The sequence below is a fragment of the Mesorhizobium sp. B2-3-13 genome (assembly GCF_006442195.1).
Lineage (GTDB): Bacteria > Pseudomonadota > Alphaproteobacteria > Rhizobiales > Rhizobiaceae > Mesorhizobium > Mesorhizobium salmacidum.
The window spans coordinates 82718-97501 of record NZ_VFVQ01000017.1; the positions used below are offsets into that span (position 1 = coordinate 82718).

A 14784-nucleotide genomic window follows, 5' to 3' on the forward strand; every position below is an offset into this window, starting at 1 on the left:
GCCAAACCTATCGGAGGGCCCATGGAACAGCCCTATCCTTGCGGAGTCCCACTAAGTTCACGCGACAGGCGCCGCCACGGCCGGCGGGGGTTTCGCCGTTTCCTTGCGCACGACCGGCGCCACCTTGGTGCCGTAAAGCTCAATCGCCTTCATGATCTTGGCGTGCGGCATGGTGCCGATGGCCATTTGCAGCAGGAAGCGGTCGTTGCCGAAGATCCTGTGCTGGGCGACGATCTTTTCCGCCACCTGCTCCGGATTGCCGACGAACAGGGCACCATTGGCACCACGCGATTGATCGAAGTGCGCGCGCGATGTCGGGCCCCAGCCACGCTCTCGACCGATGCGGTTCATCACTTCCGCCTGCGGGCCGTAGAAGTCGTCCGCCGCCTGCTCGGTCGTCCCGGCGATGAAGCCATGCACGTTGATGCTGGTGGCCAACCCTGCCGGATCGCTGCCGGCCCGCTTGGCTGCCTCACGGTAGATGTCGAACAGCGGCGCGAAGCGCGCTGGTTCGCCGCCGATGATGGCAAGCGCCAGCGGCAGGCCGAGCGCGCCGGCGCGGGCGGCCGATTGCGGCGTTCCGCCAATGGCGATCCAGACCGGCAGCCTGTCCTGGAAGGGCCTGGGATAGATGCCGCGATCGTTGATCGGCGCGCGCAGATTGCCTGACCAGGTCACCTTCACCTGATCGCGGATGGCTAGCAAAAGGTCGAGCTTTTCGGCGAACAGTTCGTCATAGTCTTCGAGGTTATAGCCGAATAGCGGGAAGGATTCGATGAACGATCCGCGCCCGGCCATGATCTCGGCGCGGCCGCCCGACAGAAGGTCGAGCGTGGAAAACTGCTGAAAAACGCGCACCGGATCGTCGGAGGACAGGACGGTGACCGCGCTGGTCAGCCTGATGCGCTTCGAACGCTCCGCCGCCGCGGCCAAAGCCACGACCGGCGCCGAGGCGGCATAGTCCGGCCGATGGTGTTCGCCGAGGCCAAAGACATCGAGGCCGACCTGGTCGGCCAGTTCGATCTCGTCGATCAGGTTGCGCAGCCGCTCATGCGGGCCGATGGCGCCGGGACCCGGCACAGGGCTCACATCGGCAAAAGTGTAGAGGCCGAGTTCCATTTGGATGTCATCCCAGTGTGTTGATTGTCGCGCTAGAGGTAGCGACACGCCCGCCACGCCGCCAGAGGGCGGCTGGTGAACAGTGCATGTCGATTTCGGCGGGAAATGCGTCTCCCCGGTGCAACATCCCGGAATTTCATGGCTGGCATGCCGTTTTGGCGCTTGAACTCCCGGTTTTCGCGCGTATGTAAGCGTCGCGAATAGACTTCAAGGAAGTGGACTTGGCTATCTACAGGGAAAAAGACATTTTCGAGCGGCGCAATGCCGCGACCGAGGCAAAGAAGGCGCTTCTGGAGCGCTTCAAGTCAAAGCCGGCAGCAGACGATCCTGCGGTGCTGGCACGACAGGCCGAACGCAAGGCGATCCTTGCGGCTCGGGAGATCCGCGAGGCCGAGAAGGCCAAGCTGAAGCAGGAAAAGCTGGCACGCGAGGCGATTGAGAAGGCCGAGCGTGAGGCCGCAGCCGAAGCGGCGCGCATTGCCGCCGAAGAGGCAGCGCAAGCGGATGCCAAGCTTCGGGAAGCCGAGGAGAACGAGCGTATTGCTCGTTTGCTTGCCGATGAAGCTGAGCGCAAGGCAAAGCGCGACGCGCGCTATGCGGCACGCAAGCAGCGCACCGGCAGGACACCTCCCGGCTTTACGGGTCGCTAAGAGCGCACTCGCCGCGACGGATGATGAACAAGGGACGCGCCAAGGCGCGGCCCTTTTCGCGGTTGTCCATGTTGCCACCGGAAGCCCCTGCATTCCTGGATATCGGCTTGACATCCAGGATGTCGCTTGACATCCAGGGATGTCGGCTTGACGTCCGGGGATATCGGCTTGACGTCCGGGGATATCGGCTTGACGTCCGGGGATATCGGCGCGGTCGATACCGTCTGCCGGCGGACAGGGCCGTTCAAGCCGCGAATTTCAGCCCCATGATACCGCAGACGATCAACGCGATGCACCCGAGTCTGATCGCCGTGGCAGGCTCGCCCAGCAACCAGATCCCGAGCAGCGCCGTGCCGACTGTGCCGACACCGGTCCACACCGCATAGGCGGTGCCGACAGGCAGCGCCTTCAGCGCCAGGCCGAGCAAGGTGAGGCTGACGATCATCGAAGCGACCGTGAGCACGGTCGGCACAAGCCTGGTGAAGCCGTCGGTATATTTGAGGCCGATCGCCCAGCCGATTTCGAACAGGCCGGCGAAAAACAGAAAAGTCCAGGACATCGCAACGCTCCATCGGAACATCCAGCCTCTCCGGCCTCGGATGCTCAGTCGACAATGGCGGGTCGTCCCGACCGAATTTTTCGGAAAGTGCGAGGTCGTCCCCGCGTCGTCGACATAGGGCTGTCCGAACGCCGATCAACACGTGCCGGCGGCATTGTCGAATGCCGCCGGTGAAGTCCCGCCCCGTCGTGTTGCCGAGACTTACTTTTCCTTGATCCTCATTGCCTTGACCGGCGGCGCCTTCAGGGCCGGAGCGGCTACAGGCTTCTTGGCGTCTTTCTTTGGTTTGCGGGCTTCCTTGCCTGCCTTCATCGCACCTTTGGCCATGATTCGTTCCTCCTGTTGCGGGAGACGGAGTGAAACAAGACAAACGCCGGACTGCAAGAGGCTAGTGCTTGCTGCCAACGCCGGCAGGCCGCTTTCAACCGGTTTCTAATTTGCTCGTAAACCCGGGCGGTCCATGCCATGGTTGTCTTCGCACTGCTGCATCGACCCGTGCACCGCCGGGTGATCGTCAGGCAGGCCGGTCGGGACGACAATGCGGATCCACATCGGCTGCGAGATGAGCTTCGATTTTCCGCAGGAGACGCCGCTCATCGCAATGCTCAATGTCCATTATTCCCGCGCTTCGGATCTTGAGCGCCCGGATTTTCTGACCTCCAGCCCGCCGGTGCCGATTGAAAGTTATCGCGACAGTTTCGGAAACTGGTGCAACCGGTTCGTCGCTCCGCCCGGGCGTTTCACTTTCGGTACCGATGCGGTGATCCGCGACCCCGGCACACTCGAGATGGGCGAGCTGATGGCGTGGCAGCACGAGGTGCGCGACCTGCCGGCGGAAACGCTCCTGTTCCTGCTGCCCAGCCGGTTTTGCGAAAGCGACCTCCTGGCAAGCGAGGCATGGCGGCTGTTCGGCCATACGCCGCCCGGCATCCCGCGCGTGCAGGCGGTGTGCGATTTCGTCCACAACCACATCGCCTTCGACTACGGCAACGCACGGGTGACGCGCACCGCCGCGGAAGCCTGGCGTGAACGGAGTGGCGTGTGCCGCGATTTCGCGCATCTCGCCGTCACATTCTGCCGGGCACTCAATATCCCGACGCGCTACTGCACAGGCTACATCAGCGACATCGGCATGCCGAAGCCCTGGGCGAGCATGGATTTCTGCGCCTGGATGGAGGTCTACCTCGGCGGCCGCTGGCACGCTTTCGATCCGCGCAACAACGCGCCACGTATCGGCCGCATCCTGATCGCCTCGGGCCGTGACGCGGCGGACGTGCCGCTGACCCATATTTTCGGGCCAGGCATGCTTGCGGGCTTCAAGGTATGGACGGACGAAATCCAGGAATAGCTGGCGTTGTTGCCAGCAGGTTTCGAAGACGTTGAACGACCCGACGATTGGCGCGTTGTGATGGCTGTGCAGCTCCGCGGCAGGGCCGCTACATTGTACCTCAAGAGGATAGACCTGCATGGCAGGGCATGGCGGCTCCAGAACGGTCATCTATGCGGCGCTCGCCGGCAACCTCGCCATAGCGCTGACCAAGTTCGCCGCGGCCTTTTTCACCGGCAGTTCGGCCATGCTGTCGGAAGGCGTGCATTCGCTGGTCGATACCGGCAATGGCGGCCTGCTGCTTTACGGCATGCACCGGGCCGAACGCCCGGCCAGCCCCACCCATCCGCTCGGCCACGGCCGTGAACTCTATTTCTGGAGCTTCATCGTCGCCCTTCTGGTCTTCGCGCTGGGCGCCGGCGTGTCGTTCTACGAGGGCATCATCCACATCATGGCGCCGGAACCGGTCGCCAACGTCAAGGTGAACTACGTCGTTCTCGGCCTGTCCTTTCTGTTCGAAGGCAGTTCCTGGCTGGTGGCGCTGAAGGAATTCCGCAAGCAGAAGGGCAAGCAAGGCTGGCTGGAAGCCGTGCAATCGAGCAAGGACCCGAGCGTCTATACGGTGCTGTTTGAAGACAGCGCGGCCCTTCTCGGCCTGACGGTCGCCTTTGCCGGCATATCGGCGGCGGAGATTTTCGAGATGCCCGAACTCGACGGCGCCGCCTCGATCGGCATCGCGCTCATCCTCGGCGCGACAGCGATCTTCCTGGCGCGTGAAAGCAAGGGCCTGCTCATCGGTGAGCCGGCCTCACCCGAGGTGCAGAGGAAGGTGCTGGCGATCGTCCAGCAGGATCCGGCGGTGCAGCGGGCGAACGGTGTGCTGACGGTGCATATGGGACCGGAAGAGATCGTTGCCGCCCTGAGCATCGAATTCGAGGACCATCTGGCGGCGCCGGACATTGAGGCCTGCGTCGAGCGTCTCGAGGCCCGGCTAAGGAAGGAAATGCCTGAGATCACGCGGCTGTTCGTCAAGCCGCAGACGTCAGGCACCTGGGAAAAGCGGCGCAAGCTGATCGAATCCGCGTCCGGATAGAGTTTGAGTATGATCCGAAAATCCCCTCTTCCTGATCATGCCTTGGCCTCTGGACCAGCGCCGCGCCGTTGCTTCGCGTCGCCGCGCCGCTAAGATTACCTGATCGATGTTGGAGGAATGACGATGAAGATCGACGGCGGCTGTCATTGTGGTGCCATCACCTATGAGGCGGAGGTCGACCCGGAAAAGACCTCGATCTGCCACTGTACCGATTGCCAACAGCTGACCGGTACGGCCTTTCGCGTCACTGTTCCCACGCAGGAAGATCACTACCGGATCACCAGGGGCGCGCCGAAAATCTATATCAAGACCGTGGCGAGCGGCGCCAAGCGTGCCCAGGCTTTTTGTGCCGACTGCGGCTCGCATCTTTATGCGACCTCGGTCGGCGACGGTCCAAAGGTTTATGGCATCAGGGTCGGGACCTCGCGGCAGCGCCAGGACCTGGTTCCAAGACACCAGAAATGGCACCGCTCGGCGCTGCATTGGCTTCCGGAATTCGAGGGCATGACCACAGTGGAGGAGCAGTAGCGTTCAGTCGTCGCCTTCGACGACCCTCAGCCTCAGCTGTCCCGTCTTGGAATCGGCCACGCGCGGTGCGGCCTCCACCTTGGCGCCGCCGTGTGGGGCGTCGGGCTCGCCTTCCCCGAATTCCAGCGCCTCGATCTTCTGGCCGCGCTTGGTCACTTTCGAGGTCGAGACGAGGATGTCTTCGATGTCCTTGGCCGACTGGCCGAAATGGCCCTGCAATTTGCGCACCCGCTCGTCGACACGCTGGACGTCTTCCATCAGCCTGATGACTTCGCCCTGGATCAGATGCGCCTGTTCGCGCATGCGGGCATCCTTGAGGATCGCCTGGATGACCTGGATCGACAGCATCAGCAGCGAAGGCGAGACGATGATGACCCGGGCGCGGTGCGCCTTCTGGACAACCGCTTCGAAATTCTCATGGATTTCGGCGAACACCGATTCCGACGGCACGAACATGAAGGCCGTGTCCTGCGTCTCGCCCTGGAGCAGGTATTTTTCCGAAATGTCGCGGACATGGACCTCGATGTCGCGGCGGAAGGCCTGGGCGGCGACCTTCTGCAGGTCGGCCCCGTCGGCGGCGCGGATGGCGTTCCAGGCTTCCAGCGGAAATTTGGCATCGATGGCAAGCGACGGCGCGCCGTTTGGCATTTTCACCAGGCAGTCCGGCCGGCTGCCGTTCGATAGCGTCGCCTGGAATTCATAGGCGCCATGCGGCAGGCCGTCGGCGACGATCGCCTCCATCCGTGACTGGCCGAAGGCGCCGCGCGTCTGCTTGTTGGAGAGGATCGCCTGCAACTGCACGACCTGGCCGGCAAGCGACTGGATGTTGCCTTGCGCGGTGTCGATGACCGCCAGCCGCTCCTGCAGCTTCGCCAGGCTCTCATGCGTTGATTTGGTCTGCTCGGTCATGGTCTGGCCGATGCGGCCGGTCATGGCGTCGAGCCGCTGGCCGATCGATTGCGTCAATTCGGCCTGCCGGGCGCCGAACACTTCGGCAATAGCCCCCATGCGGCCCTGCATTTCCGCCTGCGCCTGCAAAATACCAGCCATGCGTGTCTCGGCGTCGCGGGCATGGTCGGCGGCTTCCGCGGCGGCGACCGCGCGCGCCTTGGCCGACCGCCACAGCGCAGCGACGAGCGCCACGAACAGACCGAGAAACAGCAAGACGCCGAAGGCAAGCGCGTGGCCGAGCGTGATTGTCGAGGCGCCGAGCCGTACGACAGGCTCCGAAAGGATGGTGCTCAGATCATTCATGTGGACAGCATAGCCGATTCGGCAGGCCGGCACAGATCAAAACGTGAACGAGGCTCAGGCCTACCGGTTGACGCCTTTCTTTTGAGGTCTTAGGTGAAACGCCATGCCGATCAAGCCGCTCATCATCCTTCCCGACCCCATCCTGCGCCAGGCTTCCAAGCCGGTGGAGCGCGTCGACGCGCCCTTGCGCAAACTGGCCGACGACATGCTGGCGACCATGTATGACGCACCCGGCATCGGGCTGGCGGCTATCCAGATCGGCGAACCGCTGCGCATGCTGGTGATCGACCTCGCCAAGGAAGACGAAACGCCGGCGCCGCACGTCTTCATCAACCCGGAGATTCTCGAAAGCGCCGACGCGCGGTCCGTCTACGAGGAAGGCTGCCTGTCGATCCCCGATTATTATGCCGAGGTCGAGCGCCCAGCCTCGGTGCGGGTCAAATATCTCGACCGCGACGGTACGCTGCAGGAGATGGAGGCCGAAGGGCTGATGGCGACCTGCCTGCAGCACGAGATCGACCATCTCAACGGCGTGCTGTTCATCGACCACATCTCGAAGCTGAAGCGCGACATGGTGGTGAAGAAGTTCAAGAAGCTCGCCAGGGACAAGGCGCCAGGCAAGCTGGCGGGATAGGGTACCGAGCGCAGAATCCATTGAGCAACAATCTTCGCTGTGATATCATTGATATCAACGTTGGAGAATTGCATGGGCGATATGCTGATCAGGGACATTCCCGAGCCGTTGAAACGCGAAATCGAACAGGCTGCACGAAGCGGCGGCCAGAGCCTATCGGGAAAAGCAATCGATCTGTTACGGAAAGGCATGGTCGCCGAAAAGGAGGCCAAGCCAGAGCCCGGTCTGTCGGCATGGGACAATATACGCTCCGCGTTCGCGACGGAGAATGCGATCGACGACGAATTCGCCGAGATCATGGACGAGATCGAAGCGGATAGAAAACGCGACTTTGGGCGCCCGGCCGAGGATTTCGAGTGATCGTCCTCGACACCAACGTCATTTCCGAAACGAGCAGGACGGCACCCGATGCGAACGTGGTCGAATGGTTTCGCAAACAGGAGTTGCTTGACCTGTACCTGTGCGGCCCTGTCGTCATGGAGCAATCCTTCGGTGCCGGACGATTTCTGAACAAGACCGGCTCCGATCGCCATGTCCGTGCTCTCGATCACCTGATATCGAAGCAGTTCTCCGGTCGCGTCGTGGAATTTGCTGGTTCTATCCCTCGCCTTGCCGGCAAGCTCCGAGCGACGCGGGAACGGCTCGGGCGCCCAATCAGCCTTGCTGATGCCATGATCGCCGCGATCTGTCTCGCGCATGACGCCACGCTGGCAACCCGCAATGTTCGCGACTTCGACGGGCTTGACCTTAAGCTCGTAAACCCGTTTGAAACGAGTGCCTGAGCCGGGTCACGGCAAGGCAGGAACAAGGCCGCAAAAGAAAATGCCCCTTCGCGTCATCTTCATGGGCACGCCGGAGTTTTCGGTGCCGACGCTGCGTGCCATCGCTGAAGCCGGACATGAGATAGCAGCTGTTTATACGCAGCCGCCGCGCGCCGCAGGCCGGCGCGGGCTGGAGTTGACGCCGTCCCGCGTGCAGCGCGAGGCCGAGCGGCTGGGTATCGAGGTGCGCACGCCGACATCGTTGAAGGGCGAGGCCGAACAGGCCGCTTTTGCCGCCTTTGGCGCCGATATCGCCGTGGTTGTCGCCTATGGCTTGCTCCTGCCCAAGGCGGTTCTGGAGGCACCCCGGCTTGGCTGCGTCAACGGCCACGCTTCGCTTTTGCCGCGCTGGCGCGGCGCCGCGCCCATGCAGCGCGCCATCATGGCCGGCGACACCGAGACCGGCATGATGGTGATGCGCATGGAGGAGGGCCTCGACACGGGTCCGGTGGGATTGGTTGAAAAATGCGCCATCGACCCCGATATGACAGCCGGCGATCTGCATGATCGGTTGATGAGTGTTGGCGCTGCCCTGATGGCGGAAGCGCTGGCACGGCTGGAACAGAACATCCTGACATTTACCGCGCAAGCGGCCGAAGGGGTGACTTACGCCAGGAAAATCGATAAATCCGAGACGCGCGTGGAGTGGACACGGCCCGCGGCCGAGGTCCACAACCACATTCGTGGCCTGTCGCCCTTTCCTGGCGCCTGGTCCGAGATTGACATTGGCGGCCGCATCGAACGGCTGAAACTGCTTCGCTCGACGCTATCCGAAGGCCTGTCGCTTTCGGAAGATTTGGGCGACTCGGGAGGAATTCTCGATGACCGGCTGACGGTCGCCTGCGGAAAAGGCGCGATCAGGGTGGTCGAAGTTCAACGTGCGGGCGGAAGGCCCGCTGCCGCGTCGGAGTTCCTGCGCGGAGCCAAGATCGAAAAAGGACTGAAATTCTCATGAGTATGATGTCGATACGCGCGGCGACGCCGCGGGACCGCGAGGCCATTCGCCTCGTCGAAGAACACGCATTCGGCCAGCAGACGGAGGCCGGACTGGTCGACGCGTTGGTAACCGGCGGTGACGCTGTCGTCGAACTGGTGGCGGAGGAGGACGGCCAGGCCGTTGGCCACATCCTGTTTTCGCGGCTGTTCGTGCAGAACGGCGGCAACAGTTTTGCCGCCGTGGCGCTTGCCCCGTTGGCGGTGGAGCCGTCTTTTCACGGCTCCGGCATCGGCGGCGCGCTGATCCGCGAGGCCCATATCCGGCTCAGGGATGCCGGCGAGACGCTGGCTATCGTGCTGGGCGATCCGGCCTATTACGGCCGTTTCGGCTATAGCCACGCCCGGGCTGAAAAGTTCGAAAGCGAATACCAAGGCGAAGCGCTGCAGGCGCTGGCCTGGGGCGACGCACCCGAAGCCGGCAGACTGGTCTACGCCTCCGCCTTTACCGCTCTCGCCGCCTAGGCGAGGGCGTATAACCGACCGGCATGCCGCGTTTTCGCCTCGATATCGAATATGACGGCAGCCTGTTTGCCGGCTGGCAGCACCAGGCCGATCAGCCTTCGGTGCAGCAGGCGATCGAACAGGCGATCGAGAAATTCTGCGGCGAGGCGGTCCGGCTGCGCGCCGCCGGCCGCACCGATGCCGGCGTGCACGCGACCGCGCAGGTGGCGCATGTCGACCTTGCCAAGGCGTGGCCCGACGACAAGGTGCGCGATGCCATCAATGCACACCTGCAGGTGGCCGGCGCGCGCATCGTCATCCTGAAGGCCACGATCGCCCCGGACGATTTCGATGCCCGTTTCTCGGCCATCGGCCGGCACTATCTCTACCGCATTCTCAACCGGCGGGCGCCCTCGGCGCTGGAGAAGGGTAAGGTGTGGTGGGTGCCGAAGCGGCTCGATGCCGCCGCCATGCATGAGGCGGCGAAGCTCCTGCTCGGCCGGCACGACTTCACCACCTTCCGCTCCACCCAGTGCCAGGCCAACAGCCCGCTCAGGACATTGGAGCGGCTCGATGTGAGCCGGACGGGCGACGTGATCGAGGTGAGAGCCTCGGCGCGGTCCTTCCTGCACAACCAGGTGCGCTCCATGGTCGGCTCGCTCAAGCGGGTCGGCGACGGCGGCTGGACATCAGGCGATCTCAAGACCGCGCTCGAGGCGCGAGACCGCGCCGCCTGCGGTCAGGTAGCGCCGCCCGATGGACTTTTCCTGATAGGCGTCGATTATCCCGGATAGAACACGGTTCTATCCGGGATAAGAGCCTCGCTCTATCCGGAATAGAGCCCGGAAAGGCTCTGGGGCCCGACATCGTCCGGCACGCTGATCCCAAGCAGCATCTGCAGCCCGAACAGCGCCAGCAGCGAAGCGATGAACATGCCGACGAAAACGGCGGTGCCGACCGCCGCGCCCCTGCCGATCGTGGCGGTGGTCATGCGCCAGGTCAGCACCATCGACAGGGAAAACAACAGCAGCGACACCAGGCTCGCGACCTGGCTTGTCGACGACAGGAAAAGCCTGATCAGCGCCGAAGGCAGCATCAGCCAGGCGGTGATGGCCGAGGCCCAGTTGCTGGCGACGACATAGTGGACGAAGCGCCCGCCAATGCCGGCGCGTGGTGCCACCAAGGCGAGCGCGACCAGCGGCAGCACCCAGGAGCCGATATCGACCGTCGCCAGCCGCACCAGCATGCTGAAGCGGCCAGCGAAGGCATCGGGATCGCTGATCTCGTTGGCGATGCCGACCCAGCCGACGATCAGCGCCGGTGCCGCGACGATGATGGCGAAGAACGAATTCCAGAAGCCGTCGGCCGACAGGTCGAGCAGGCGCAGCCCGTCGACCTTGCCGAGCATCAGCCGCCAGGCGCCGGTCAGCGAAGCTTGGGTTTCGTCCGCGGTAAGCATGCTCAGCCCTGTCCGAACCAGTCATCGATGAAGCGCTGGTAGATCCGCGTCAGCGTTTCCAGATCGGCGATGGCGACGCGCTCGTCGACCATGTGCATGGTCTTGCCGACCAGGCCGAATTCCACCACCGGGCAATAATCCTTGATGAAGCGCGCATCCGATGTGCCGCCGGAGGTGGACAGCGCCGGCGTTTTGCCGACCACCGCCTTGACCGAGCCGCTCAGCGTCTCGACCAGCCTGTCGTCGCGGGTCAGGAAGACATGGCTCGGCCGGTCGCGCCAGACCAAGTCATAGTCGACCGGCGTCTTCTTGCCTGGCCGGTATTTCTTGCGCCCCGCGGCCTGATCGAGGCGGTTGTGGATTTCCGCCTGGACCGTCTCTGCCGTCCAGCTGTCGTTGAAGCGGATGTTGAAGGTGGCGGTCGCCTTGGCAGGAATGACGTTGGTGGCCGGGTTGCCGACATCGATGGAGGTCACCTCCAGATTGGTCGGCTGGAAATCCTTGGTTCCCTTGTCGAAGACGGGATGCAGCAAGGCGTCCACCAGGCTCATCAGCCCGCGCACCGGATTGTCGGCAAGCTGCGGATAGGCGGCATGGCCCTGGCGGCCATTGACGGTGATGCTGCCCGACATCGAGCCGCGCCGGCCGATCTTGATCATGTCGCCGAGCGTGTCCGGATTGGTCGGCTCGCCAACAATCGAGGCGTCCCACTTTTCGCCTTTGGACGCGGCCCATTCGAGCAGCTTGACCGTGCCGTTGATGGCCGGACCTTCCTCGTCGCCGGTGATCAGCAGCGATACCGAGCCCTTCGGGCCGCCATTTGCCTCGACATGGCGCGCCACCGCGGCGATGAAGCAGGCAATGCCGCCCTTCATGTCGACGGCGCCGCGGCCATACATCTCGCCATTGGCGATCTCGGCGGCGAAAGGCGGATGCGTCCAGGCGGCTTCGTCGCCGATGGGCACGACGTCGGTATGGCCCGCGAACATCAGATGCGGGCCGTTGCCGGAGCGCCGTGCATAGAGGTTCTCGATATCGGGCGTGCCGTCCTCGGAGAACACCGGCCGATCAACCAGAAAGCCGAGCGGTTCCAGCATAGCCTCCAGCGCGCTCAGGGCGCCGCCTTCGGCTGGCGTCACCGAGGCACAGCGGATGAGAGAGACGAGGTTTGCGGCGGGGTCAGTCGGCAGCGTCATGGCAAAAGCGATAGTCGAAAGCGAAAGGCCTGTCACTGCCAGACATAGGGCCAAGCCAATGGCCGACGATACCGCCGACATTATGGTTTTCATGTCGTATAGTTCTGGCCGACGCGGAGTAAGAGATGGCAAACGACGAAAAGAGGATCGTCATTGCCGGCGCCGGCAGCATAGGCTGTTATACCGGCGGCTGCCTGGCGCTCGCCGGGCGGCGGGTTGTCCTGCTCGCCAGGCCGCGCGTCGAGGCAGCGCTGCGGCAGGGCGGATTGCGCGTCAGCGACCTCGACGGCCGCGATCGCCTGATCAAGCCCGAAGCGCTTGCCGTCACCACCGATCCTGCCGCCGCCTTGGCGGAGGCCGACGTGATCCTGGTCACCGTCAAGAGCGGCGCGACGCAGGATATGGCAGCACTCATCAGGGCCCATGCCGGTCCGGATGCCGTGGTCGTGAGCCTGCAGAACGGCGTCGACAATGCCGACAGGCTGCGCGCGGCGCTTGGCCGGCAAACGGTGCTGGCCGGCATGGTGCCGTTCAATGTCGTGCAATCAGCCGATGGAGAGCTGCCGCTGCGCGTCCACCGCGCCAGCGATGGCAAGGTGATGGTCGAGGATGGGGATGCCGGCCTTGCCGGCCTTCTCGACGTCGAAGGTCTCGCTGTCCAAGCGCATGGCGACATGAAGGCCGTGCTGTGGGGCAAGCTTCTGATGAACCTGAACAATGCGTTGGTGGCGCTGTCGGGCCTTCCGCTGGCAACCGAACTCGCCGACAGGCGCTGGCGGCTGATCCTCGCCGGCCAGATCGACGAGGCGCTGCGGGCCATGAAGGCCTCCGGCGTTGAGCCGGCGCGCATCGCCGGCGTGCGGCCGGCGCTGCTGTCGAAGGTGCTCAGGCTGCCCGACTGGCTGTTCAAATTGCTGGCGCGGCGCATGCTGGCGATCGACCCCGAGGCGCGTTCGTCGATGTGGGACGATCTGCGGCGCGACCGGCCGACCGAGATCGACGACCTGCAGGGTGCTGTTTTGCGGCTCGCTGAAAAAGCCGGCACGCCGGCGCCGACGGTCCAGCGGATCAGGGCCCTGGTGCGCGTGGCGGAAGCCGAGCGGCTCGGCTCGCCGGGCCTGGCGCCGGAGAAGGTTGTGGCGTCGCCGGCCGGCCGTCGATCAACGTGATCTTCTGCCAGATTTTGCGCGACAGGTTGGATGCCAGGTTCTCGACGTCGTTGACGCCGTCGATGACGACAGCGTCATTGACGGACTGGGCGAACAGCGCCGCGATCTTGCCGGTGATCGACAGCATTTCGGAGCAATAGTCGAGATAGCGCGCGAGATCCGCGGCGTTGGTGATGCGGGCCGGCGAATGCGAGGTCGGTTTGAAACTGGCCGACAGCGCCGCCGGATCCTTGGTCAGCTGATGCATGTCGATGACGTGGATCAGCGAACGCAGGCCGTGCAACTGGCGAAACACCTGCTTGCGCTTGATGCGCTCCTCGGTGCGGATCAGGGCGAGGAAGCCGAGCACGGCGAGGATGATCATGTTGATCGTGGCTTCGATGCCTTGCACCGACTGCACCGCGTCGTCGGCCTGGGAGATGTGAATGAGCGGCAGGATGGTGCCGACGAAGAGAAAGATCAGCCCACCGGCGATCACGGCGGCGACAATGATGCCACGCAGCCACCAGATCGGCGCTTCCAGGGCCTTGGCGGCCTTGGCCAGATCGCGCGACAACGACACCAGTTCGGCGGCGACGCCGCGCAACCCGGCGTCCGGGAAACGGTCAGCCACGCGGCCTTCAAGCCGCTCGGCGGTTTCGATGATCAGTTTCGGATCAAGCGTGCGGTAGCGCATGGCGAGATATCCGATCGGCCCCCTTGTCGGCTCCCTTAGAGCGTGATGCCGAAAAGTGTGAAGCGGTTTCGGACGACATCATGCTCTATTTCTTTGATTCAGCCGGCTCGTTGGTGCGCCGGCCGTAGCGGTTGGGCCCTGGCTGCCCTGGAAACAGGCACAACACAAGGAAGGCGACGATCGAGACGACCGGCACGAACAGGATCAGCGCGGCGATGCCCGGCTTGTCGAGGTCGTGCAGCCGCTTCACCGCCAGCGCGATGTTCGACCACAGCGAGGCGATGAAGGCGATGAAAAAGATGAACGACCACATGTTGCTCTCGGCCGAGCCCTCCGGCACCAGCGTGAAGCGGTACAGCGGGAATGCCTGGATGATGGCGACGAGCAATCCGCCGAGAAAATAGGCCGCGCGGCTGACGCGGCCCGAGGTCTTGAAGAAAAGCCAGTTGAGATCCGATTTTTCAGGCAAGCGGGTCCGATCCATATTGATTGGCACCCCTGGTGCCTTCGAGGATGCCGAGTTCGACCAGCAGCCAGATGCCGCCGATGACGGGTACGAAGCCGATCAGCGTCCACCAGCCCGACTTGTTGCGGTCGTGCCAGCGTTTGGCATAGAGGGCAATCGCGAAATAGATCGATGCCAGCGCGAAGAGGATGCCGATGATGCCGATCTGGGCACCGCTGGCCGTGGTGAAACGCGTGCCGAGGATCGCATCGAGAATGAAAGCAATAACGCCGATAACGATGAATACGCCGATGCCAGCCCAGAACTTGCCCCGGTTGATGCGACCGTCAAAGCTTGTGAGCAGATATTTCCAGTCCATGTCACCCCTCCATGTTGAACCAGCGCGACCGATCGTCG

At 63.6% G+C, this 14784-nt stretch carries 20 protein-coding genes; 11 read left to right on the plus strand and 9 right to left on the minus strand.

Features of this window, described 5'->3' with window-relative positions; translation table 11 throughout:
• Positions 1 to 57: 57 nt before the first annotated feature.
• The gene (locus tag FJ941_RS20320) at positions 58 to 1119 is read right to left on the minus strand and encodes an LLM class flavin-dependent oxidoreductase (RefSeq protein ID WP_140508356.1); all 1062 of its coding nucleotides are present in this window, start codon (positions 1117 to 1119) and stop codon (positions 58 to 60) included.
• 221 nt (positions 1120 to 1340) lie between these two features.
• Between FJ941_RS20320 and FJ941_RS20325 the strand changes: the two genes are divergently transcribed.
• Complete coding sequence (locus FJ941_RS20325; RefSeq protein WP_015314444.1) at positions 1341 to 1769, plus strand: DUF6481 family protein; 429 nt, start codon at positions 1341 to 1343, stop codon at positions 1767 to 1769.
• Positions 1770 to 2013: 244 nt separating this feature from the next.
• Here the strand turns inward: FJ941_RS20325 and sugE are convergent, their stop codons facing one another.
• Both sugE and FJ941_RS29690 read right to left on the minus strand, forming a co-directional pair.
• On the minus strand, positions 2014 to 2328 hold the full coding sequence (gene sugE, locus FJ941_RS20330; RefSeq protein WP_135921973.1) for a quaternary ammonium compound efflux SMR transporter SugE: 315 nt from the start codon (positions 2326 to 2328) through the stop codon (positions 2014 to 2016).
• A gap of 201 nt (positions 2329 to 2529) precedes the next feature.
• Positions 2530 to 2655, minus strand: coding sequence for a hypothetical protein (locus tag FJ941_RS29690; protein ID WP_023772267.1), 126 nt, complete (start codon positions 2653 to 2655; stop codon positions 2530 to 2532).
• A gap of 211 nt (positions 2656 to 2866) precedes the next feature.
• Between FJ941_RS29690 and FJ941_RS20340 the strand changes: the two genes are divergently transcribed.
• The 3 genes from FJ941_RS20340 (at position 2867) to FJ941_RS20350 (ending at position 5276) form a co-directional block, all read left to right on the plus strand.
• Positions 2867 to 3676, plus strand: coding sequence for a transglutaminase family protein (locus tag FJ941_RS20340; RefSeq protein ID WP_140508358.1), 810 nt, complete (start codon positions 2867 to 2869; stop codon positions 3674 to 3676).
• 118 nt (positions 3677 to 3794) lie between these two features.
• Complete coding sequence (locus FJ941_RS20345) at positions 3795 to 4748, plus strand: cation diffusion facilitator family transporter (protein ID WP_140508360.1); 954 nt, start codon at positions 3795 to 3797, stop codon at positions 4746 to 4748.
• 123 nt (positions 4749 to 4871) lie between these two features.
• Positions 4872 to 5276 carry a GFA family protein gene (locus FJ941_RS20350; RefSeq protein ID WP_027143814.1) on the plus strand — a complete coding sequence of 135 codons (405 nt, stop codon included), beginning with the start codon at positions 4872 to 4874 and terminating at the stop codon, positions 5274 to 5276.
• Between the two features lie 3 nt (positions 5277 to 5279).
• Here FJ941_RS20350 and FJ941_RS20355 read toward each other — a convergent pair whose 3' ends face one another.
• Complete coding sequence (locus FJ941_RS20355; RefSeq protein ID WP_140508362.1) at positions 5280 to 6530, minus strand: DNA recombination protein RmuC; 1251 nt, start codon at positions 6528 to 6530, stop codon at positions 5280 to 5282.
• Between the two features lie 103 nt (positions 6531 to 6633).
• On the opposite strand from FJ941_RS20355, the gene def reads away from it, so the two are divergent.
• The 6 genes from def (at position 6634) to truA (ending at position 10216) form a co-directional block, all read left to right on the plus strand.
• On the plus strand, positions 6634 to 7164 hold the full coding sequence (def, locus tag FJ941_RS20360; protein ID WP_140508364.1) for a peptide deformylase: 531 nt from the start codon (positions 6634 to 6636) through the stop codon (positions 7162 to 7164).
• A 72-nt stretch (positions 7165 to 7236) separates the two neighbouring features.
• Positions 7237 to 7524 (plus strand): plasmid stabilization protein, encoded by a 288-nt coding sequence (locus FJ941_RS20365; RefSeq protein WP_140508365.1) that lies wholly within the window; start codon positions 7237 to 7239, stop codon positions 7522 to 7524.
• Positions 7521 to 7946: a type II toxin-antitoxin system VapC family toxin gene (locus tag FJ941_RS20370; RefSeq protein ID WP_140508367.1), complete on the plus strand. Its 426-nt coding sequence runs from the start codon at positions 7521 to 7523 to the stop codon at positions 7944 to 7946. The genes FJ941_RS20365 and FJ941_RS20370 overlap by 4 nt, the downstream gene beginning before the upstream one ends.
• Before the next feature lie 40 nt (positions 7947 to 7986).
• Positions 7987 to 8940, plus strand: a complete 954-nt coding sequence (fmt, locus tag FJ941_RS20375) for a methionyl-tRNA formyltransferase (RefSeq protein ID WP_140508369.1) — start codon at positions 7987 to 7989, stop codon at positions 8938 to 8940.
• Positions 8937 to 9443 carry an N-acetyltransferase gene (locus FJ941_RS20380; RefSeq protein ID WP_140508371.1) on the plus strand — a complete coding sequence of 169 codons (507 nt, stop codon included), beginning with the start codon at positions 8937 to 8939 and terminating at the stop codon, positions 9441 to 9443. Before fmt ends, FJ941_RS20380 begins: the two co-directional genes overlap by 4 nt.
• A gap of 23 nt (positions 9444 to 9466) precedes the next feature.
• Entirely contained in the window at positions 9467 to 10216 is a 750-nt protein-coding gene (gene truA, locus FJ941_RS20385) for a tRNA pseudouridine(38-40) synthase TruA (protein WP_140508372.1), read from the plus strand.
• Between the two features lie 32 nt (positions 10217 to 10248).
• Here truA and FJ941_RS20390 read toward each other — a convergent pair whose 3' ends face one another.
• Entirely contained in the window at positions 10249 to 10881 is a 633-nt protein-coding gene (locus tag FJ941_RS20390) for a transporter (protein WP_140508374.1), read from the minus strand.
• A gap of 2 nt (positions 10882 to 10883) precedes the next feature.
• The gene (dapE, locus tag FJ941_RS20395) at positions 10884 to 12077 is read right to left on the minus strand and encodes a succinyl-diaminopimelate desuccinylase (protein WP_140508376.1); all 1194 of its coding nucleotides are present in this window, start codon (positions 12075 to 12077) and stop codon (positions 10884 to 10886) included.
• 125 nt (positions 12078 to 12202) lie between these two features.
• On the opposite strand from dapE, the gene FJ941_RS20400 reads away from it, so the two are divergent.
• Positions 12203 to 13246, plus strand: coding sequence for a 2-dehydropantoate 2-reductase (locus FJ941_RS20400; RefSeq protein ID WP_140508378.1), 1044 nt, complete (start codon positions 12203 to 12205; stop codon positions 13244 to 13246).
• Here the strand turns inward: FJ941_RS20400 and FJ941_RS20405 are convergent.
• The 3 genes from FJ941_RS20405 to FJ941_RS20415 form a co-directional block, all read right to left on the minus strand.
• On the minus strand, positions 13146 to 13922 hold the full coding sequence (locus FJ941_RS20405; RefSeq protein ID WP_140508379.1) for a hypothetical protein: 777 nt from the start codon (positions 13920 to 13922) through the stop codon (positions 13146 to 13148). The two genes, FJ941_RS20400 and FJ941_RS20405, sit on opposite strands and share 101 nt — an antisense overlap.
• 85 nt (positions 13923 to 14007) lie before the next feature.
• Positions 14008 to 14391 carry a DUF805 domain-containing protein gene (locus FJ941_RS20410; protein WP_246672860.1) on the minus strand — a complete coding sequence of 128 codons (384 nt, stop codon included), beginning with the start codon at positions 14389 to 14391 and terminating at the stop codon, positions 14008 to 14010.
• Entirely contained in the window at positions 14384 to 14746 is a 363-nt protein-coding gene (locus tag FJ941_RS20415) for a DUF805 domain-containing protein (RefSeq protein WP_027143827.1), read from the minus strand. The genes FJ941_RS20410 and FJ941_RS20415 overlap by 8 nt, the downstream gene beginning before the upstream one ends.
• Between the last annotated feature and the right edge of the window lie 38 nt (positions 14747 to 14784).

Coding starts and splice junctions, on each gene's coding strand:
- FJ941_RS20320 (WP_140508356.1), bottom strand. CDS start 1,119: ATGGAACTCGGCCTCTACACTTTTGCCGATGTGAGCCCTGTGCCGGGT.
- sugE (WP_135921973.1), bottom strand. CDS start 2,328: ATGTCCTGGACTTTTCTGTTTTTCGCCGGCCTGTTCGAAATCGGCTGG.
- FJ941_RS29690 (WP_023772267.1), bottom strand. CDS start 2,655: ATGGCCAAAGGTGCGATGAAGGCAGGCAAGGAAGCCCGCAAACCAAAG.
- FJ941_RS20340 (WP_140508358.1), top strand. CDS start 2,867: ATGCGGATCCACATCGGCTGCGAGATGAGCTTCGATTTTCCGCAGGAG.
- FJ941_RS20345 (WP_140508360.1), top strand. CDS start 3,795: ATGGCAGGGCATGGCGGCTCCAGAACGGTCATCTATGCGGCGCTCGCC.
- FJ941_RS20350 (WP_027143814.1), top strand. CDS start 4,872: ATGAAGATCGACGGCGGCTGTCATTGTGGTGCCATCACCTATGAGGCG.
- FJ941_RS20355 (WP_140508362.1), bottom strand. CDS start 6,530: ATGAATGATCTGAGCACCATCCTTTCGGAGCCTGTCGTACGGCTCGGC.
- def (WP_140508364.1), top strand. CDS start 6,634: ATGCCGATCAAGCCGCTCATCATCCTTCCCGACCCCATCCTGCGCCAG.
- FJ941_RS20365 (WP_140508365.1), top strand. CDS start 7,237: ATGGGCGATATGCTGATCAGGGACATTCCCGAGCCGTTGAAACGCGAA.
- fmt (WP_140508369.1), top strand. CDS start 7,987: ATGCCCCTTCGCGTCATCTTCATGGGCACGCCGGAGTTTTCGGTGCCG.
- FJ941_RS20380 (WP_140508371.1), top strand. CDS start 8,937: ATGAGTATGATGTCGATACGCGCGGCGACGCCGCGGGACCGCGAGGCC.
- truA (WP_140508372.1), top strand. CDS start 9,467: ATGCCGCGTTTTCGCCTCGATATCGAATATGACGGCAGCCTGTTTGCC.
- FJ941_RS20390 (WP_140508374.1), bottom strand. CDS start 10,881: ATGCTTACCGCGGACGAAACCCAAGCTTCGCTGACCGGCGCCTGGCGG.
- dapE (WP_140508376.1), bottom strand. CDS start 12,077: ATGACGCTGCCGACTGACCCCGCCGCAAACCTCGTCTCTCTCATCCGC.
- FJ941_RS20400 (WP_140508378.1), top strand. CDS start 12,203: ATGGCAAACGACGAAAAGAGGATCGTCATTGCCGGCGCCGGCAGCATA.
- FJ941_RS20405 (WP_140508379.1), bottom strand. CDS start 13,922: ATGCGCTACCGCACGCTTGATCCGAAACTGATCATCGAAACCGCCGAG.
- FJ941_RS20415 (WP_027143827.1), bottom strand. CDS start 14,746: ATGGACTGGAAATATCTGCTCACAAGCTTTGACGGTCGCATCAACCGG.